The 18544-nt window shown below is 71.5% G+C and carries 21 protein-coding genes; 8 read left to right on the top strand and 13 right to left on the bottom strand.

The features are described from left to right. Positions 1-3 precede the first annotated feature (3 nt). Positions 4-486 carry a CarD family transcriptional regulator gene (locus tag FHX53_RS09100; protein WP_182491031.1) on the bottom strand — a complete coding sequence of 161 codons (483 nt, stop codon included), beginning with the start codon at positions 484-486 and terminating at the stop codon, positions 4-6. 213 nt (positions 487-699) lie between these two features. Between FHX53_RS09100 and FHX53_RS09095 the strand changes: the two genes are divergently transcribed. After that, a complete protein-coding gene (locus FHX53_RS09095; protein ID WP_182491030.1) occupies positions 700-1155 on the top strand; it encodes a hypothetical protein in 456 nt (151 codons plus the stop codon). A gap of 54 nt (positions 1156-1209) precedes the next feature. Here the strand turns inward: FHX53_RS09095 and FHX53_RS09090 are convergent, their stop codons facing one another. Together FHX53_RS09090 and FHX53_RS09085 are read right to left on the bottom strand one after the other, a co-directional pair. Beyond that, entirely contained in the window at positions 1210-1890 is a 681-nt protein-coding gene (locus FHX53_RS09090; protein WP_182491029.1) for a response regulator transcription factor, read from the bottom strand. Beyond that, the gene (locus FHX53_RS09085) at positions 1887-3050 is read right to left on the bottom strand and encodes a sensor histidine kinase (RefSeq protein ID WP_182491028.1); all 1164 of its coding nucleotides are present in this window, start codon (positions 3048-3050) and stop codon (positions 1887-1889) included. The genes FHX53_RS09090 and FHX53_RS09085 overlap by 4 nt, the downstream gene beginning before the upstream one ends. A gap of 163 nt (positions 3051-3213) precedes the next feature. On the opposite strand from FHX53_RS09085, the gene phoU reads away from it, so the two are divergent. Next, positions 3214-3867 carry a phosphate signaling complex protein PhoU gene (gene phoU, locus FHX53_RS09080; RefSeq protein ID WP_182491027.1) on the top strand — a complete coding sequence of 218 codons (654 nt, stop codon included), beginning with the start codon at positions 3214-3216 and terminating at the stop codon, positions 3865-3867. 32 nt (positions 3868-3899) lie between these two features. Here the strand turns inward: phoU and FHX53_RS09075 are convergent, their stop codons facing one another. The 3 genes from FHX53_RS09075 to FHX53_RS09065 are packed head-to-tail and all read right to left on the bottom strand — an operon-like array spanning position 3900 to position 5879. Next, on the bottom strand, positions 3900-4577 hold the full coding sequence (locus FHX53_RS09075) for an enoyl-CoA hydratase/isomerase family protein (protein ID WP_182491026.1): 678 nt from the start codon (positions 4575-4577) through the stop codon (positions 3900-3902). A gap of 50 nt (positions 4578-4627) precedes the next feature. Then, positions 4628-5116, bottom strand: coding sequence for a hypothetical protein (locus FHX53_RS09070; RefSeq protein ID WP_182491025.1), 489 nt, complete (start codon positions 5114-5116; stop codon positions 4628-4630). Between the two features lie 19 nt (positions 5117-5135). After that, positions 5136-5879, bottom strand: a complete 744-nt coding sequence (locus FHX53_RS09065; RefSeq protein ID WP_182491024.1) for a phosphoglyceromutase — start codon at positions 5877-5879, stop codon at positions 5136-5138. A gap of 44 nt (positions 5880-5923) precedes the next feature. On the opposite strand from FHX53_RS09065, the gene FHX53_RS09060 reads away from it, so the two are divergent. Next, a complete protein-coding gene (locus tag FHX53_RS09060; RefSeq protein ID WP_182491023.1) occupies positions 5924-6823 on the top strand; it encodes a class I SAM-dependent methyltransferase in 900 nt (299 codons plus the stop codon). A gap of 195 nt (positions 6824-7018) precedes the next feature. On the opposite strand, the gene FHX53_RS09055 is transcribed toward FHX53_RS09060, so the two are convergent. The 4 genes from FHX53_RS09055 to FHX53_RS09040 all read right to left on the bottom strand — a co-directional run bounded on the left by FHX53_RS09055 (position 7019) and on the right by FHX53_RS09040 (position 10324). Next, positions 7019-8128 carry an FUSC family protein gene (locus tag FHX53_RS09055; RefSeq protein ID WP_182491022.1) on the bottom strand — a complete coding sequence of 370 codons (1110 nt, stop codon included), beginning with the start codon at positions 8126-8128 and terminating at the stop codon, positions 7019-7021. A 46-nt stretch (positions 8129-8174) separates the two neighbouring features. Further along, positions 8175-9338 (bottom strand): CAF17-like 4Fe-4S cluster assembly/insertion protein YgfZ, encoded by a 1164-nt coding sequence (gene ygfZ / locus FHX53_RS09050; RefSeq protein WP_182491021.1) that lies wholly within the window; start codon positions 9336-9338, stop codon positions 8175-8177. Next, positions 9328-9924, bottom strand: coding sequence for a heme-binding beta-barrel domain-containing protein (locus FHX53_RS09045; RefSeq protein WP_182491020.1), 597 nt, complete (start codon positions 9922-9924; stop codon positions 9328-9330). Before FHX53_RS09045 ends, ygfZ begins: the two co-directional genes overlap by 11 nt. 133 nt (positions 9925-10057) lie before the next feature. Next, positions 10058-10324: a hypothetical protein gene (locus tag FHX53_RS09040; protein WP_182491019.1), complete on the bottom strand. Its 267-nt coding sequence runs from the start codon at positions 10322-10324 to the stop codon at positions 10058-10060. Between the two features lie 50 nt (positions 10325-10374). Between FHX53_RS09040 and FHX53_RS09035 the strand changes: the two genes are divergently transcribed. Further along, positions 10375-11058 carry a winged helix-turn-helix domain-containing protein gene (locus FHX53_RS09035; protein ID WP_182491018.1) on the top strand — a complete coding sequence of 228 codons (684 nt, stop codon included), beginning with the start codon at positions 10375-10377 and terminating at the stop codon, positions 11056-11058. Positions 11059-11227: 169 nt separating this feature from the next. Here FHX53_RS09035 and FHX53_RS09030 read toward each other — a convergent pair whose 3' ends face one another. The 3 genes from FHX53_RS09030 to FHX53_RS09020 all read right to left on the bottom strand — a co-directional run bounded on the left by FHX53_RS09030 (position 11228) and on the right by FHX53_RS09020 (position 13239). After that, positions 11228-11872, bottom strand: coding sequence for an arsenate reductase/protein-tyrosine-phosphatase family protein (locus tag FHX53_RS09030; RefSeq protein WP_182491017.1), 645 nt, complete (start codon positions 11870-11872; stop codon positions 11228-11230). Further along, positions 11872-12282: an arsenate reductase ArsC gene (locus tag FHX53_RS09025; protein WP_182491016.1), complete on the bottom strand. Its 411-nt coding sequence runs from the start codon at positions 12280-12282 to the stop codon at positions 11872-11874. Before FHX53_RS09025 ends, FHX53_RS09030 begins: the two co-directional genes overlap by 1 nt. A gap of 63 nt (positions 12283-12345) precedes the next feature. Further along, positions 12346-13239 carry a metalloregulator ArsR/SmtB family transcription factor gene (locus FHX53_RS09020; protein ID WP_246335606.1) on the bottom strand — a complete coding sequence of 298 codons (894 nt, stop codon included), beginning with the start codon at positions 13237-13239 and terminating at the stop codon, positions 12346-12348. 35 nt (positions 13240-13274) lie between these two features. Between FHX53_RS09020 and FHX53_RS09015 the strand changes: the two genes are divergently transcribed. Genes FHX53_RS09015 through FHX53_RS09000 form a run of 4 tightly spaced genes read left to right on the top strand, consistent with a single transcriptional unit; the run spans position 13275 to position 18511 of the window. Next, positions 13275-14015, top strand: a complete 741-nt coding sequence (locus FHX53_RS09015; RefSeq protein ID WP_182491015.1) for an aquaporin — start codon at positions 13275-13277, stop codon at positions 14013-14015. Next, positions 14012-15304, top strand: a complete 1293-nt coding sequence (locus FHX53_RS09010) for an MFS transporter (RefSeq protein WP_182491014.1) — start codon at positions 14012-14014, stop codon at positions 15302-15304. Before FHX53_RS09015 ends, FHX53_RS09010 begins: the two co-directional genes overlap by 4 nt. A gap of 49 nt (positions 15305-15353) precedes the next feature. Further along, a complete protein-coding gene (locus FHX53_RS09005; protein ID WP_182491013.1) occupies positions 15354-17549 on the top strand; it encodes an RNA degradosome polyphosphate kinase in 2196 nt (731 codons plus the stop codon). Next, positions 17546-18511, top strand: a complete 966-nt coding sequence (locus FHX53_RS09000) for an NUDIX hydrolase (RefSeq protein WP_182491012.1) — start codon at positions 17546-17548, stop codon at positions 18509-18511. The genes FHX53_RS09005 and FHX53_RS09000 overlap by 4 nt, the downstream gene beginning before the upstream one ends. The last annotated feature ends 33 nt before the right edge of the window (positions 18512-18544 follow it).

Below are 18544 nucleotides of genomic sequence, written 5' to 3'. Positions count from 1 at the left end.
GGATCAGGACGCGAGGACCTCGTCGAGGACGCTCGAGGCCTTCTCCTCGTCCGTCTTCTCGGCGAGGGCGAGCTCGGAGATCAGGATCTGTCGCGCCTTCGCGAGCATCCGCTTCTCGCCCGCGCTGAGGCCGCGATCCTGATCGCGACGCCAGAGGTCGCGGACGACCTCGGAGACCTTGATCACGTCGCCCGACGCGAGCTTCTCGAGGTTGGCCTTGTAGCGGCGCGACCAGTTGGTCGGCTCCTCGGTGAAGGGGGCGCGGAGAACTTCGAAGACCTTGTCGAGGCCCTCCTGGCCGATCACGTCGCGAACGCCGACGAGGTCGACGTTGTCAGCAGGGACTTCGATGGTGAGGTCGCCCTGAGTCACATTGAGCTTGAGATACAGCTTCTCTTCGCCCTTGATGATTCGGGTCTTGACTTCGGTGATGGTTGCGGCCCCGTGATGGGGGTACACGACCGTTTCGCCGACCTGGAAAATCATGGATGGTGGTCCTTCCGCAGAACCTCGATTCTACCACAGGCATTTCTCAGCATCCCCGGGCGGGTCGCGCTCGGATGTAGGGCGGCGGTGCGCGGTAGGGCGCGCACGACCTGGCTAGACTGGGGGAGGTCGCTCCTGGGCAGACGTGGATTCCGCGCCGGCGACCGCCGACTCGACGGGCTCTGGAGGCTATTCGTGAAAAACCGCTGGGCGATGACGACTGCCCTTGCCGCGGCGCTGATGGTGGGAACGACCGGCTGCACCTTCGACGCCGAGATCGCCACGAACATCCCTTACGAGCCCAGCGACGGCACCGGCACGGTGGTCGGCGACATCGCCGTCCGCAACGCCCTGCTCATCACGGAGGACGGCGAGACGCTGAATCTCGTCGTCTCGCTCGTCAACCAGAGCGACTCCGACAGGGCCGTCACCATCCAGTGGGAGGGCGAGTCGGGCCGCGAGAGCGAGCGCGTGCTCGTCGACGGGAGCGGCTCGACCGTTCTCGGCGGCCCGGAGCAGCAGCAGATCATCATCGAGGGCGTCGAGGTCACCCCGGGTGCGCTCTACCCCGTCTTCTTCCAGTACGGCGACGAGCCGGGCAGCGAGCTGCTCGTCCCCGTGCTCGACGGCGCGCTACCCGAGTACGAGCTCTACGTCCCGAGCTCCTAGGCGGGCGGGCGCGGCTCGCGCCTCGGGCGACCCGCGCCGAGCATCCGCCGCCTGCTACGCCTCGAAGCGGTAGCCGAGCCCGCGCACCGTCAGCAGAAGCTGCGGGTTCGACGGGTCGGCCTCGATCTTCGAGCGGATGCGCTTGACGTGCACGTCGAGCGTCTTGGTGTCGCCGAAGTAGTCGGCGCCCCACACGCGATCGATGAGCTGCCCCCGCGTGAGGACGCGGCCGGCGTTGCGCAGCAGCAGCTCGAGCAGCTCGAACTCCTTGAGCGGCATCGCGATCTCGCGGCCGTTCACGCTCACCTGGTGGCGGTCGACGTCGACGCGGACTCCCCCCGCCTCGAGGGTGCCGTCGTCGATGTCGACGTCGTCGACGCGACGGCGGAGGACGGCGCGGATGCGCGCGAGGAGCTCACGCGTCGAGTACGGCTTGGTCACGTAGTCGTCGGCGCCGAGCTCGAGCCCGACGACGATGTCGACCTCGCTGTCCTTCGCCGTGAGCATGATGATCGGCACGCTCGACCGGAGGCGGATCTCGCGGCAGACCTCCGTGCCGGGGAGCCCGGGGAGCATGAGGTCGAGCAGGATCAGATCGGCGCCGGTGCTCTCGAACTCCGCGAGCGCGGCCGGGCCGTCTTCTGCGACGGCCGTCTCGTACCCCTCCCGACCGAGCAGGTAGGCGAGGGGTTCGCTGAGCGAAGGCTCGTCGTCGACGATGAGGATGCGGGTCATGTGCGTGCTTTCGACGGGAGGGCGGTGGTCGGGGAGTCCGCGGTCGCCCGCGGGAGCCGGAGGGTGAAGGTCGAGCCGTGGCCCGGCTGCGACCAGACGCGCACGTCACCTCCGTGGTTCTGCACGACGTGCTTCACGATGCTGAGGCCGAGGCCGGTGCCGCCGGTCGCGCGGGCACGGGCCTGGTCGACGCGGAAGAAGCGCTCGAAGACGCGGTCGAGATCCTCCTCGGGGATCCCGATGCCCTGATCAGTCACCGCGATCTCGACGACGTCGTCGTGCGCCGTGACGCCGATGCCGACGCGCGATGGCGACGGCGAGTACTGCACGGCGTTGATGATGAGATTGTGCACGGCGGTCAGGAGCATGCCCTCGTCGCCCCACACGTGCTCGCCGCTCGCCGCGCCGGAGACGAGTGAGATGCGATTCGACTCGGCGGCAACGCGGTTCTGGTCGATGGCCGCCTGGATGACGCGGTCGACGTCGACGATCTCGGGATCCGTGAGCGCGTCCGCCGCCTGCAGGCGGCTGAGCTCGATGATCTCCTGCGTCATGTGCGCCAGGCGCTTCGACTCCTTGCTCATGCGCTTGGCGAACCGCCGCACCTGCTCAGGGTCGTCCGAAGCCTGCTCGAGCGCCTCGGCCAGCAGGCTGATCGCCCCGATCGGGGTCTTGAGCTCGTGACTGATGTTGGCCACGAAGTCGCGTCGCACCGCCTCCAGGCGCACCGACTCGGTGCGGTCCTCGGCGAGCAGCAGCACGAAGCGCGTGCCCAGGCGCGCGACGCGCACCGTGAGGTGGATGCTCGCATCGCTGAGAGGTCCGCGCGCGATGTCGACGTCCTCCGTCAGGGCATCGCCCGATCGCCGCACGCGGTCGACGAGCTCGATGAGCGGCGCGTGCACGAGCGACCACTGCCAGACGAGCCCGAGAGTCAGGGCGCCGGGGCTCGCCTTGACGACGTTGTTGCTCGGATCGAGCACGACCCCCGCGGAGTCGAGGACCTCGAGGACGTGGCTGACGCCGTCGGGCACCGCGGTCGACACCACTTCGGCCGCGACACGGCCCCGCCGGGCTGCGGCGACGACCGTGGCGACGGCGCCTCCCCCGATGATCGCGCCGAGGAGCAGCGCGAGGGGCACCAGCAGTGCCGAGTCCATGAGCACTAGATTAGACACCACTCACCGCCCTGGATCACCGGGGAGGGGGCGCCGGTCGCCGGTGCGCGAGAGTTCACCCTCGAGTCACCCGGCGTTCACCGAAGGTGGCCAGATTGGGCGACGACTGTGCCGCCCGGAAGAAACAGAACTAGGACGTGACGCGATGCGCGAAGTTTTCCAGCAGGAGCTGCGAGAGGTGCAGGAGCGCCTGGTCGAGATCTCGACCCTCGTCGCCATCTCGATCGAGAACGCCACGCGGGCCTTCACCGAGTCGAACGTCTCGCTCGCCGAGACCGTCATCGCCGACGACGACAAGATCGACATCGCCGCCGCCGAGCTCGACGAGCTCGCGATCAACATCCTCGCCCGGCAGCAGCCCGTCGCCCGCGACCTCCGCATCGTCGTGAGCGCCCTGCGCATCAGCGCCTCGCTCGAGCGAATGGGCGACATGGCCGAGCACATCGCTCAGCTCGCGCGATACCGCTTCCCCGAGAAGGTCGTCCCGAAGAGCCTGCGCCCGACCTTCGCCGAGATGGGCCAGCTCGACGTCCAGATCGCGCGCATGCTCGTCGAGCTGCTCACGACGGAGGACGTCAAGATCGCCGAGGCGATCCGCAACGAGGATGACAAGGTCGATGCCCTGCATCTGAGCGTCTTCGACAAGGTCCTCGGCGAGACGTGGAAGGGTCAGGCCGTCGACACGGTCGATGCGACCCTCGCCTCGCGCTACCACGAGCGCTTCGCCGACCACGCCGTGTCGATCGCGAAGAAGGTCCAGTACCTCGCGACCGGCGACTGGGTGCCGCAGGGCGACTAGCCAGTCTCCGCGACGAGCCGGGCGGACGCGCGTCAGGCCTTGTCGCGGAACATCGCCGCGAAGCGCTCGAGCGACGACTGCAGCGCGTCGTCGTAGCCGAGCTCGCCGAGCTCGTAGAACGCGCGGCGGCCCGCGGCCACCGCGGCTCCCCCGCGCGAGGCGGCCTCGAGCCACGACTCGACCGCGGACTCGACCGCGGCCGGCTCGCGCACGGCGTTGACGAGGCCCACCTCGCGCGCCCGCTCGGCCGTGAACGGCTCGCCCGAGCCGATGTTCTCCATCGCGAAGCGCGGCCCGATGCGGTGCACGAGCGGGACCTGCGCGATCATCGGCCAGACCCCGACGCTCACCTCGAAGGTGCCAAGACGCGCGCTCGGGGTCGCGACGGCGTAGTCGCAGACGGCGACGATCGAGGCTCCTGAGGCGACGGCATCCCCGTTCACCGCCGCGGCGATCGGAGTGCGGAGCGTCGGGAAGATCCGCAGCAGGTTCACGAGCGCGCTCGCGAAGGCGACCGGGTCGGCGCCCGCACGGATCGCGGCGACATCGAGTCCGCCGCAGAAGCTGTCGCCCGCGCCCGTGAGGAGGACGCCCGTGATCTCCGGGTCGGCGTCGGCGTCGAGGATGCTCCGCTCGAGGGCGCCCATCACGTCGGGGTCGAGGAGGTTCGGCCCGGTGCCGCTGATCTCGATGCGGGCGATGCGCGTCATGGTGGGGCCCTTCTCCTAAAGCAGCGGACAGTGACTCATGGTTCCCGCTGCTACAGCAGCGGGAACTGATCCACGACGCACACCCGGTCGGGGTCGCCGTCGGGGGCGAGGTCGAGCACCGCGACGGCGCGGAGCTCGAGGCGCTCGCCGCGCTCTATGCGGCCCGCGCGGTCATCCGACTCGGCGGCGACGGCCACGAACGGCCGATACCGCCGGGCGACGAGGCTCGGGTCGTCGACGCGGACCCCGAGATCTCGCAGGTCGACGACGAGCGCGAGGTGGGCATCCGCCAGATCGCCGTCGTCGTCGACGAGCGTCGCCTCGATCTCGTCGGCGCCCACGAGCTCGTCATCGCCGCCGCGCGCGACGAACACGCCGTGGCTCGAGTACGCGGCCTCGACCGCCGACACGACCTGGTCGAGGTCGGCCTCGGTCGATGCGGCGCCCAGCAGGCTCACGTGGAGGGGCACCTCATCGGCGTCGAACTCGGCCTCGAGCGCGACGTCGTCGAGGAAGGCGACGACCGCGAAGCGCAGCATGGGCGCGGTGGCCCCTCGCCTACTTCTTGCCCTGGCTCGCGACCGCGGCGGCGCCGGCGGCGGCGGCCTCCGGGTCGAGGTACTCGGCGGGCTTGATCGGCATGAAGTCGTCGTCGAGCTCGTACACGAGGGGGATTCCCGTCGGGATGTTGAGGCTCGCGATCTCGTCGTCTCCGATGCCGTCGAGGTGCTTCACGAGCGCGCGCAGCGAGTTGCCGTGCGCGACGACGAGCACCGTCTGCCCCGTCGCGAGGTCCTTCGTGATGTCGCTCTCCCAGTAGGGCAGCATGCGGTCGATGACGAGCTTGAGGCTCTCGGTGCGGGGCACCTCGCCGTCGATGCCGACGTAGCGCGGGTCATGAACCTGGCTGTACTCGGCGTCGTCGTCGAGCGGCGGCGGCGGGGTGTCGAAGCTGCGGCGCCAGGTCATGAACAGCTCTTCGCCGTGCTTCTCGAGGGTCTCGGCCTTGTTGAGGCCCTGCAGCGCGCCGTAGTGGCGCTCGTTGAGGCGCCAGCTGCGCTTGACGGGCAGCCAGTCGAGGTCGGCGGCGTCGAGCGCGATGTTCGCGGTCTGGATCGCGCGCTTGAGGAGGCTCGTGTAGAGCATGCGCGGGGCGAGGCCCGACTCGGCGATGAGCTCGCCGGCGCGGCGCGCCTCGGCGCGGCCCTGCTCGGTCAGTTCGACGTCCACCCAGCCGGTGAAGATGTTCTTCTCGTTCCAGACGGAGTGGCCGTGACGGAGCAGGATCAGCGTGTGCGACATGGCATCCAGCCTAGCCAGCGCCGGGCATCCGCGAGAATGACGGCATGACGGCGACGCGCGGTGCCAGCGGCCGCATCACGCGCGGGACGACCGGTGTCAACCGCCTGCGCCGCATGGACCGCTGGATCACCGCGCACCCCGCGCTGCGGCACGCGGCCGACCCGCTCGTCGTCGACCTCGGCTATGGCGCCTCGCACCGCACCCCGCTCGAGCTGCTGTCGCGCCTGCGGTCCGTGCGCTCGGATGTGCGCGTCGTCGGCATCGAGATCGACCCGGCGCGCGTCGCCGCGGCGGCGCCGTTCGCGCGCGAGGGGCTCGCGTTCGCGGTCGGCGGCTTCGAGACGCCTCTTGCAGGGGATGCCCGGCCCGCCGTGATCCGCGCGGCGAACGTGCTTCGGCAGTACGACGAGGCCGAGGTCGCCGAGGCCTGGGCAACGATGCTCGCGCGACTGCAGCCCGGCGGACTGCTGCTCGAAGGCACGTGCAACGAGGTCGGCCGGGTCGGGAGCTGGATCGGGCTGCGGGCCGCCGGGGCGGCGGGGGCGGCGGGCGGCGCGCCGGGAGTGGCCGGGCCCTCGTCGGGCTCGGCGGGAGCCGTCGCCGCGAACGGGCCCGAGACCTTCACGATCGCGCTGCACCTCGACTCGCTCGCCGAGGTCGGCGGTCCGTCGGTCGTCGCCGAGCGGCTGCCGAAGGCGCTCATCCACCGCAACGTGCCGGGCGAGCGCGTGCATGAACTGCTGCGGGCGCTCGACGCGCAGTGGGCGCGGCAGGCCCCGCTCGCGACGTTCTCGGCCCGGCAGCGCTGGGTCGCCGCTGTGCAGGGGCTGCGCGATGCCGGTTGGCCCGTGCGCGACGGAGTGACGCGCTGGCGGCTCGGGGAGCTGACGCTGCCGTGGGCCGCGGTAGCGCCGCGCGACGGGGCGCTCGCGATCGACGAGTAGGCGCGTTCGCGTCGACCGGGCCCACCGCGCATGCCGGGTGCCGGGTGCCGAATGCCGAATGCCGAATGCAGGATCCCGTGCTGGCGACGCCGGCGTGTCGCCGCGACACGCCGAGGCAGGGGCGGCCGCCGCCTGCATTTGGCACCGCGGCACGGCGCGGTCGGGCAGGCGCGCGGCCCGCGAACTCCGCCCGCCCTAGATCGGCGGCAGTGCCTGCCGCGCCTGCTCGGGCGTGAGGCCCACCGTGACGAGCACGTCGAACACGAGCGAGCGCAGCAGCACGACGATCACCTGGTCGGGCACCGTCACCGCCCCGGGCACCAGCTCGGGCGCGAGCTCGCCGGCCATCGCGAGCCCGAGCAGCCGCGCCCGGTCACGCTCGGCAGGGTCGTCGACGCTGCGGCCGAGCGCCTGCACGATCACCGCGGCCTCGTCGAGCAGCCCCGCGAGGCCGGGGCGCTCGACGCCGTCGCGCACGAGGATGTCGACGCGCCGCGCGATCGACCGCACGTGCCGCGTGGCGAGATCGGCGGCCGCGAGCTGGTCGGCCTCGGCGGCGAGCCGCGCCCGCCCGCGGCGGAGCCAGGGCGAGTAGGCGGCGACAGCGCGCGCCGACTCGAGGGTCTGCGTCCACTCGTCGACGAGAGGCTGCGTGCGACGACTGCGCGCGAGCGCGAGGTCGGCGGCGGGCTCGTCGCCGCGCCGCAGCGCGTCGGCGAGCCCGGTCAGCGCCTGGTCGAGCACGGAGAAGAGCGCGCGCGACTCCCCGCGCGAGCGGAGCACGTCGAGCCGCGGGATGAGCGCGGTAACGACGAGCGCCACCACCGCGCCGATGAGTCCGTCGAGCACGCGCGCGAACACCCCGCCCTCGGGGGCGGGCAGCACCGCGACAAGCATCGACTGGACGCCCGCGGCGATCGCGAACGCGGCCGACGGCGACAGTGCCCGCGCGATGACGAGCGTCACGCCGAGGATCACCGCGATCTGCCACACGCCCTGGCCGAGCAGCACGACGAGCACCGCGGACACCGCGATCCCGACCGAGATGCCGACGACGGTCTCCAGCACCCGGCGCGGCCTGGCATCGCGTGCGAGACCGAGCGCCGCGATCGTCACCGTCACGGCGACGAGGGGCAGCTCGTGCCCGAGACCGTACGTCGCGATGGCGTAGGCCGCGACCGCTGCGACGACGATCTGCGCGATCGCCGGCAGCGAGCGCACGACGCGCTGGGCGGCGATGCGGGCATCCATGCGGCGACGGATGCTGCGCTCCAGCCGCGCCATCGCATCGCGGTGCTCAGCCACGGTCGTCTCCGCTGGCCGCGCGCGCCGACACCGTCACGACTCGACGCTAGCGGCGGACGGCGCCGAGGCGCGGGATGCGCGGCACCCCGGCGGTCGCGCCCGCCTCGGGCGGCACGACGACCTCCTGGGCGGCTGCGATCTCGGCGGTCTCGCCGGTGGCGGCGCCGTCGGCGCCTGGCACCTCGGCGGTGACGACGAGCGGGGCGTCGACGGCGAGGGAGCGCTTCACGACGGCGAGCGCGACCGGCCCGAGGTCGTGGTGGCGCGCCGCGGCGGTTACGCGGCCGACCTCGACGCCGTCGCGCAGCACGGCCGAGCCGGGCGCGGGCAGCAGCGAGAGCGTGCCGTCGAGGTGCAGCATCACGAGTCGGCGGGGCGGGTGCCCGAGGTTGTGGACCTTCGCGACGGTCTCCTGCCCGCGATAGCAGCCCTTCGACAGGTGCACGGCCGAGCGCAGCCAGTCGAACTCGTGCGGGATCGACCGCTCGTCGAGGTCGCTCTGCCGCGGGCGCCAGGCGGCGATGCGCAGCGCGTCGAGAGCGAGCGAGCCGGCGACGTGGGCGAGCCCCGCCTGCAGACCCGCCACGAGCCCCGGCAGTGACGCGCGAGGAACGAGCACCTCGACCGCGGGGAACTCCGCCCCGGGGTGCGTCTCGACGCCCGCGTACTGCCAGCCGCCGACCTGCACGTCGACCCACGGGTCGCGCCAGACGAGCGGCATGCCGTTCGGCTCGGCGGGCGAGACGAGCAGCCGGGCGCCCTCCGGCTGCAGCTGCCCGATCGTCGCCCACTCGGCGCTGGCATCGGCGACTTCGACGCGCATCATGAACCGCATGCGATCGAGCCAGGCGGCAAGCGGCAGCGCCTGCTCGCCGTCGACGAGCAGCCACGCCGTCGCGCCGTCGTCGAGCAGACGGATGCTGTGCTCCAGCCGCCCCTGCGGGTCGAGAAGCAGAGTCTCCGCGCTCGATCCCGGCGCGAGCTGCCCGACGGCCTGCGAGGTGAGCGAGTCGAGCCAGCGCAGGCGGTCGTCGCCCGTGACGGTCACGACGCCGCGGTCGGAGAGGTCGACGATCGCGCGGCCCGCGGCGAGCATCCGCTGCTCGGAGACGGGGTCGCCGTAGTGGGCCGCGGTGACGATGCCGTCGGCCGCGCCCGCCCCGCCGGCGACCGCGCCGGGGAGACTCAGGAAGGCGGACTCAGTCGACACGGGTCAGCGTCCCCGAGGCGTGGGTGCGGAGGTCGTTGCCGAGCGCGGCGATGTCCCACGCCCAGAGCAGCCGGTTGTCGACGAGGCCGTAGAGGCGCGTCGCGGCGGCGTACTCCTTCGCGCTCGCCGAGCGCATGACGGCGTCGGTCTGCAGGTCGATGCGCGGCCCGTCGACGGTGCCGAGGTAGAGCTCGCTCACGCCGCCGGGGTGGATGAGCGCGACCTCGATCTCGAAGTCGCCGCGCGACGTGCGCAGGGTCTCGACGGCCTCGGCGCTCGGGTAGGGGCGGTCTCCGACGCCGGGCAGCATTCCGGGGCCGGGGTCGCCCGGCTGCGAGGGTCGGTGCAAGCGCCAGTAGCCGGCCTCGGCGTTGAGGGGGGTGAGCGACTCGTCGAGGATCCACGTCGTGGACGAGTAGTTGAGGTAGGGCAGGCCGTCGTGGCTGAAGCTCACGCGCTGGCCGAACTCGTGCTCGCGAGTGGTGCCGGCGTCGTCGTAGTGGACGACGCCCGTGCCCTCCCAGACCCCGATGAGCCACGAGAGCGGAGCGAGCTCGGCTGGCAGGCTCGTGTCGAGGTTGAACACGACGCCGCCGATGTCAGCGCTGGCCGCGGTAGAGGTTGCGCAGCACCACGATGGAGACGCCGCCGATCGCGAGCGACGCCAGACCTAGGAGGCCGAGGAAGAAGATTTCGATCGCGAGCAGCATGCGCTCAGTCTACGCGCTGCCGACTGAGAGGAGCATCGCGAAGGAGGCGATCGCGAGGATCGCCACGACGCCCGTCACGCTGACGAGCATCCGCTTCACGAGACCGTCCTTCGACTGCAGGCTCACCTGCACGAGGAACGTCAGGAGCAATGCGCCTGCGCCGATGACGGGGACGGAGGGCAGCCACACCTCGGGCCGCCCGACGGTCACGAGGACGACGACCCCCGCGACGACGGCCACCCAGACGGGGATCGCGGTCGCGAGGGTCCGGCGCATCCCCCCATGCTAGAGCGCTTGTAGACTGAGCCTGACACCCTGGAGGACGAGTGGCTCAGCTGTTGATCCTGACCTCGCAGGTGAACAGCGACGTTCTGCCCGCGCTAGGACTCCTCAGCCACAGGGTCCGCATCATTCCGGCGGAGCCTGCGGCCCTCGTAGGCGCGCCGCCGGCCGACGCCATCATCGTCGACGGCCGCGCCGACCTCGCCGCCGCGAAGGGGCTCTGCAAGATCCTCACCGCGACGGGCGCCGGCTCGCCGCTCCTCCTCGTCATCACCGAGGGCGGCCTCACGGCCGTCACCGCCGAATGGGGGATCGACGACGTCATCCTCGACGCGGCGGGGCCCGCCGAGGTGGATGCCCGGCTCCGCATCGCGATCGGCCGCCAGTCGCGCGACAACGGATCGAACATGATCAAGGCCTCCGGCGTCGTGATCGACGAGGCCAGCTACTCGGCCAAGGTGCACGGCCGCACGCTCGACCTCACCTTCAAGGAGTTCGAGCTCCTGCGCTTCCTCGCCGCGAACCCCAGCCGGGTCTTCACGCGCGAGCAGCTGCTAAGCGAGGTGTGGGGCTACGACTACTTCGGCGGCACCCGCACGGTCGACGTGCACGTGCGGCGCCTGCGCGCGAAGCTCGGCGACATGGAGTCGCTCATCGGCACCGTGCGCAACGTCGGCTACCGCTTCACTCTCCACGAGGAGGAGACGGCGCATCGCGTCGACTCGTAGCGAGTCTGCGCGCTGCTTTTGCGCCCCCGGCCGCGTGCCGCTCGCGCCCTGACGCACTCCGTACTGATCCGGGCAGTCCGTGCGCCCGAATGAGGACGAGGCGCCCGGAACAGGACGACGTGCGCTCGGGCGGGACGGACGAAATGGGCGCGGACGCGGGGGGCGGCGGTCAGCCTCGCCCCGCGCGATCCGCGCGGATCTCCGCCAGCAGGCCCTCGACGTGCGCGATGATCGCGTCGCGCGTGACGCGCATTCCCGCGCGGCCCGCGCCGGACGGGTCGGCGATCGGCCAGTCCTCGTAGCGGCGCCCCGGGAGGACGGGGCAGGCATCCCCGCAGCCCATCGTGATGACGTACTCGGCGCCGCGGACGAGCTCCTCCGTGAGGGGCTTGGGGTACTCGTCGACGACGGGGATGCCGACCTCGTCGAGCACCTCGGCGACGGCCGGAGCGATCCGGACAGCGGGCTGCGAGCCCGCGCTCATGACGATGACGCCATCGCCCGCCATCGCGCGCATGGCGGCCGCCGCGAGCTGCGAGCGGCCGGAGTTCTCGATGCACACGAAGAGGACGGAGGGCGTCTCAGAGGGGACGAGTCCGTCGGCGCGGGCGAGCGCCGCGAGCCGGTCACCGGCGAAGTGCGCCGTGAGCGAGGGCAGGAACTGCGTCACCTTCGCGTCACGCGCGAGCAGGAGGTAGCTGCCGTCGACGACCGCCTGCACGGTCTGGGCATTGAAGATGCCGCGGTAGCGTTCACTGAGCCGCTCGCCGATGCGGCCGACGACGTCGGGCACCGCCCCGGTGGGCTCGCTCATCAGGCGGGGAGGATCTCGCCGACAAGCACCTCGATGCGGCGCCTGATCTCATCGCGGATGGGGCGCACCGAGTCGATCCCCTGCCCGGCCGGGTCGTCGAGCTCCCAGTCCTCGTAGCGCTTGCCGGGGAAGACGGGGCACACGTCGCCGCAGCCCATCGTGATGACGACGTCGCTCTCCTGCACCGCCTCGGTCGTGAGCACCTTCGGCACGTTGTGCGCGATGTCGATGCCCTCCTCCGCCATGGCGTCGATCGCGACGGGGTTGATCTGCTCCTTCGGCGCCGATCCCGCGGAGAGCACCTGCACGCGGTCGCCCGCGAGGTGCTGCAGGTAGCCGGCGGCCATCTGCGAGCGGCCGGCGTTGTGCACGCAGACGAAGAGGACGGTGGGGATGCGCTGATCGCTCATGCTCGTAATCATAGACCGTGATCTATGCGATTGACGTCCGCTGACGCCGAGTTCATCGGCTGTTCACGCGATGGAGCCGAGCAACCCCCGCACACGAGCGTCGATGTCGTCGCGGATGCGACGCACGTCCTCCAGCGGCTTCCCCACCGGGTCCTCGACCGCCCAGTCGAGATAGCGCCGCCCCGGGTAGACCGGGCACGCGTCGCCGCACCCCATCGTGACGACGACGTCGGCGGCCCGCACGGCCTCGTCAGTGAGCGGCTTGGGGAACTCACCGCCGAGCGGCACGCCGATCTCGTCGAGCGCGGCGATCACGGAGGCGCGCACCGCGTCGGCGGGGGCCGAGCCGGCCGTGCGCACGCTCACCCGATCGCCGCCGAGCTGGCGCAGGATGGCTGCGGCGAGCTGAGAGCGCCCCGCATTCTGGACGCAGACGAAGAGCACCTCGAGCGGCCGATCGGTCTCGTCGCGGCGCTCGACGGCGGCGAGCGCCCCCAGGCGATCGGCCGCGAACCGTGCGGTGAGCGAAGGCAGGAAGCGCGTGATGCGCGCGCCGTCCGCAAGGAGGTCGTAGCTCTCGAGCACGTATCGCTCGACGGTGCCTCGCGAGAAGGTGCCATCGAACCGCACGGCAAGGTCGCCGATGATGCGCTGCAGCACATGGCCGGTCATGCGCGCCGCCGGAGCGGTGTCGAGCACGTCTGAGACGCGATCGAGCTCGTCCGGCGCGACGGAGTACCAGACCCGTCGCCCCTCCGGCTCGCCCGTGACGAGGCCGAGATCGCGCAGACGCGCCATGTGGTGCGAGACGGTGGGCTGGGTGAGCTCGAGCGCGTCCGCGAGCGCCCCGACGGTGGCGCGCCCGTCAGGGGCGGCGATGAGGAGACGGACGATCGCCGCGCGGGTCGGGTCGGTGAGCGCGCGGAGCGCGCCATCCCCCATCGCCTCTCCACTCATAGACGACAGTCTATCAACGGGCGTAGCATCGCACCATGATCGCCGCCGCCGACCCCGCGCCCGCTCCGCTCGCCCTCGGGCGACGCGCTCTCGCCGAGGGTCTCGGTGCCGCGGGTCTCGCGGCCGTCGTCATCGGCTCGGGCGTCATGGCGACGCGGCTCACCGACGACGTCGGCGTGCAGCTGCTCATGAACGCGATCGCGACCGTCTTCGGGCTCTTTGTGCTCATCGCCGCGCTCAGTGGGCTCAGCGGTGCGCACCTGAACCCGGCGGTCACCCTCGTCATGCTCGCCCTGCGCCGCATCGGGCGCGTCGACGCCGCGGTGTACATCCCCGCGCAGGTCGCGGGCTGCCTCGCCGGAGCCGCGCTCGCGAACCTGATGTTCGGGCTGCCGGCCGTCGCGCTCAGCACGACCGACCGCGCCGAGCCCGCGACCCTCCTCGCCGAAGTCATCGCGACGGCGGGACTGATTGCGGTCATCCTGCTCCTCATCCGACAGGAGAAGGACGCGCTCATCGCCCCGGCGGTGGCCGCGTACATCGGCGCCGCGTACTTCTTCACGAGCTCCACGAGCTTCGCGAACCCCGCCATCACGATCGGGCGCGTCGCGAGCGACACCTTCGCCGGGATCGCCCCGGCGAGCGCCGGGCCCTTCATCGTCGCCCAGGTCGTCGGCGCGGCGATCGCGCTCGGCTTCGCGGTCACGCTCGCCCCGCGCGCCGCCGGGCCGCGCACGGCGACCCCGGCACCGCCCGCTGAGACGGCGCGCGCATGACCCGACGAGCGCCGACCCCGCGCCGCGTCGAGGGGACGTACTACGCGCTCACTCTCGGGAGCACCCTGGCAGCGTCGTTCATCTGGGGCATCAACACGCTCTTCCTGCTCGACGCGGGGCTCTCGAACCTCGAGGCCTTCGCCGCGAACGCGTTCTTCACTGCGGGGATGGTGATCTTCGAGATCCCGACCGGGGTCGTCGCCGACACGTGGGGCCGGCGCGCGTCGTACCTGCTCGGCACCGTCGTCCTGGCTGTCACCACCGTCATGTACTGGTGCTTGTGGGTGCAGGAGGCGCCGTTCTGGGCCTGGGCGATCGTCTCCGTGCTGCTGGGCCTGGGCTTCACCTTCTTCTCCGGCGCCGTCGACGCCTGGCTCGTCGACGCCCTCCAGGCGACCGGCTACCGCGGCGCGCTCGAGTCCGTCTTCGGCCGCGCGCAGGTCGTCGCGGGCGTCGCGATGCTCACGGGCTCGGTCGCGGGCGGCGTGATCGCGCAGGCGACCGACCTCGGCGTGCCGTTCCTCGTGCGCGCGGGCCTACTCGTGGCGATGCTCGTGATCGCCGCCGTCCTCATGCGCGACCTCGGCTTCACGCCCGTACGCGGCGCGACGCCGGGCGCCGCCGTGCGCGACGTCATGCGGGACTCGGGGCGGCACGGGCTCGGGCGGCCGCCCATACGCTGGCTGATGATCGCCGCGCCGTTCACGACGGGCGTCGGCATCTACGCCTTCTACGCGCTGCAGCCCTACCTGCTCGAGCTCGGAGGTGACGACGGGGCGTACGCGCTCGCCGGGCTCGCGGCGGCCGTGATCTCCGGCGCCTCGATCGCGGGCGGAGCCCTCGCTCCCGTCGTGCGCCGACTGGTCCGACGCCGCACGACGCTCCTGCTCGCCTCGGCCGCTGCCTCCGCCGCGGTGCTCGTCGCGTTCTTCTTCGTGCGCGAGCTGTGGGTCGCGATCGCACTCCTAGCGGCGTGGGGCATCGCCTCGTCGATCGGGCAGCCGGCGCAGCGTGCGTACCTCAACGACATGATCCCCTCGGCCCAGCGCGCGACGGTGCTGTCGTTCCACTCCCTTCTCGGCAGCGCGGGCGGCGTCGCCATCCAGCCCGCTCTCGGGCGCGCCGCCGACGTCGGCGGCTACGGGTTCTCGCTCCTCTGGGGCGGCGTCATCTCGGCGATCGCGATCCCGTTCCTCGCCGCGAGCCGCGCCCAGCGCGACCCCGCCGACACGGCGGTCGCGCCCGGCGAGGCCGTGGGCGACGAGCCCCCCCGCCGAGCCGGCAACTGACCGGGCGACGCGACACCGGCCCGACGCACTGCCCTGGCATGATGTGCGCATGCAGGACGAGGAGTACCGCACCGATTCGAGCTACCAGGTCGACGGGGGCGTCGGTGGCGACTTCCTCGACGACTGGGACGAGACCACGAGCGTCGACGACGGCACCCTGCCGCTGGAGCGCTACCTCGACCGCGAACTCAGCTGGCTGCGCTTCAACCAGCGCGTGCTCGAGCTCGCGGAGGACCCGTCCATCCCGCTGCTCGAGCGCGTGAACTTCCTCGCCATCTTCGCCTCGAACCTCGACGAGTTCTTCATGGTCCGCGTCGCCGGCCTCAAGCGGCGCATCGTCACGGGCCTCGCCGTGCCGACCAACATCGGGCGGGCCCCGACGGATGTCCTCGCCGACATCAACAGGACGGCCCTCGAGCTCCAGCATCGGCACGCCCTCTGCTTCCACGATCTCGTGAAGCCCGAGCTCGACGATGCGGGCATCCACATCGAGAACTGGGCGGACCTCGACGAGGCCGACCGCATCCAGGTCGATCAGACGTTCTCGCGGCAGATCTTCCCCGTCCTCATGCCGCTCGCCGTCGATCCCGCCCACCCCTTCCCCTACATCTCGGGGCTCTCGCTCAACCTGTCGGTGCGCGTCCGCAACCCGAAGACCGAGAAGGTCGAGTTCGCGCGGCTGAAGGTGCCGCAGGTACTGCCGCGCTTCGTGCCGCTGCCCGACGACGGCTCGGGGCTGCAGCGCTTCCTCACCCTCGAGGACCTCATCTCCCATCACCTCGGCGAGCTCTTCCCCGGGATGGAGATCCTCGAGCACCACGAGTTCCGTGTCACCCGCAACGAGGACGTCGAGATCGAGGAGGACGAGACCGAGAACCTCATCCAGGCCCTCGAGCGCGAGCTGCTCCGCCGGCGATTCGGCCCGCCCATCCGCCTCGAGATCACCGACGACATGGACGACCTGACCCTCGGGCTGCTCGTGCGCGAGCTCGGCATCACCGAGCAGGAGGTCTATCGGCTGCCTGCCCCGCTCGACCTCGGGGGGCTCTTCGAGATCTCGAAGCTCGATCGGCCGCACCTGAAGTACCCCAAGCACGTGCCCGTCACGCCCCTGCAGCTGCAGCCGAGCGAGCCGAACGCGACGCCCGACCTGTTCCGCGCGATCGGGCGCTCCGACGTCCTCGTCCACCACCCCTACGAGTCGTTCGCGACGAGCGTGCAGGCCTTCCTCGAGCAGGCGGCGCGCGATCCGAACGTCCTCGCCATCAAACAGACGCTCTACCGCACGAGCGGCGACAGCCCCATCGTCGAAGCGCTCATCGACGCTGCCGAGGCCGGCAAGGCTGTGCTCGCGCTCGTGGAGATCAAAGCGCGCTTCGATGAGCAGAACAACATCGAGTGGGCCCGCAAGCTCGAGAAGGCGGGCGTTCACGTCGTCTACGGCCTCGTCGGGCTGAAGACCCACTGCAAGCTCGCGCTCGTCGTGCGGCAGGAGAAGAACGGCGAGCTGAAGTACTACTCGCACGTGGGCACGGGCAACTACAACCCGAAGACGAGCCGCATCTACGAGGACCTCGGACTGTTCACCGCCGACCCGCAGGTGGGTAAGGATCTCACGCGGCTGTTCAACGAGCTCTCCGGCTACGCGATCGAGAAGAAGTACAAGCGCCTCCTCGTGGCGCCGCGCTACCTGCGGCGCGGGCTGCTCCGCGGTATCAGCGGCGAGATCAAGGCCGCGAGGGAGGGGCGCGAGTCGGGCATCCGCATCAAGGTCAACTCGCTCGTCGACGAGGCGATCATCGACGCGCTCTACCGCGCCAGCAACGCCGGCGTGCCAGTCGACATCGTCGTCCGCGGCATCTGCACGCTCGTGCCCGGGCTTGAGGGGGCGAGCGACAACATCCGCGTGCGCAGCGTGCTCGGCCGCTACCTCGAGCACTCGCGCGTGTTCTCGTTCCGCAACGGCGGCGAGCCCCACGTCTGGATCGGCAGCGCCGACATGATGCACCGCAACCTCGACCGCCGCATCGAAGTGCTCGTCCGACTGACCGACCCGCTCCACCTCGCTCAGGTCGACGCGATGTTCGATCTCGCGATGAGCGACTCGACGAGCGCGTGGGCTCTGCGTCCCGACGGCGAGTGGGAGCGCCGACACCGCGACGACGAGGGCCGCGCCCTCGCCGACATGCAGAATGTCGTGATGACCACCGTGACCACGCGACGCCGGCTCGGCGGCGCCCGATGAGCCCGACGGATGCTCGGCTCGACGTCCTGACGGACACCGTCGTCGCTGCGGGGGCGGTCGTGTGGAAGCTCGTCGACGGCAAGGTGCGGGTGCTGCTCGTGCACCGCACCCAGCACAAGGACGTAACGATCCCCAAGGGGAAGGTCGACCCCGGCGAGACGCTGCCGCAGACCGCGGTGCGCGAGATCCAGGAGGAGACGGGCTTCGACGTCGACCTCGGCGCTCCGCTCGGCGCCGTCGAGTACTCGTTGCCGAACGGGCGGCGCAAGATCGTGCACTACTGGTCGGCGGAGGTCGACCCCGGGGCCGCTGAGCGGCACGCCTACGAGGCCAACGGCGAGATCCTCGCCCTCGAGTGGCTGCCGATCGCGAAGGCCGCCAAGCACCTCACCTACGAGCACGACGCCGACGTGCTCGACCGCTTCGCCGCGCAGGTCGAGGCGGGGCACGCGCGCACTTTCGCGCTCGTCGTGCTGCGGCACGGCAAGGCCATGCCGCCCGAGCGGTGGGACGGCCCCGACCACACGCGCCCCCTGCTGCACCGCGGCATCGAGCAGTCGCTCGCAGTCGCGGGCGGCATTGCCGCCTACGGACCCGAACGCCTCGTCTCGTCGACCGCCGCCCGGTGCCTATCGACGATCGGGCCGACCGCCGCGGTCACCGGGCTCGACGTGAAGGCGTCGACGACGCTCAGCCAGGACGCGTGGACCGGGGAGGGCGGGCGCGTCCGCGCGGCCGTCGCGAAGCGGGTCGCCAAGCGCCAGTCGGTCGTCATGTGCTCGCACGGCCCCGTGATCCCCCAGATCATCGAGGCCGCGGCATCCCTCGGCTGCGCCACCGCCACGCGCGACCTGCGGCGCAGCGCGGCTCTGGGCACGGGCGAGTACTCGGTCCTGCACTTCTCGCTCGAGAGCGCGACTCCGTGGCTCGTGGCCGTCGAGACGCACTCGTCGGCGCTGTAGCAGTTCCCCGCTCGTTCACCTTCCGTTCACCGA

It is taken from the genome of Microcella alkalica (genome assembly GCF_014137945.1).
GTDB lineage: Bacteria > Actinomycetota > Actinomycetes > Actinomycetales > Microbacteriaceae > Microcella > Microcella alkalica.
Note: the sequence above shows the minus strand (reverse complement) of the source record. Positions and strands in the feature narration are given on the sequence as shown.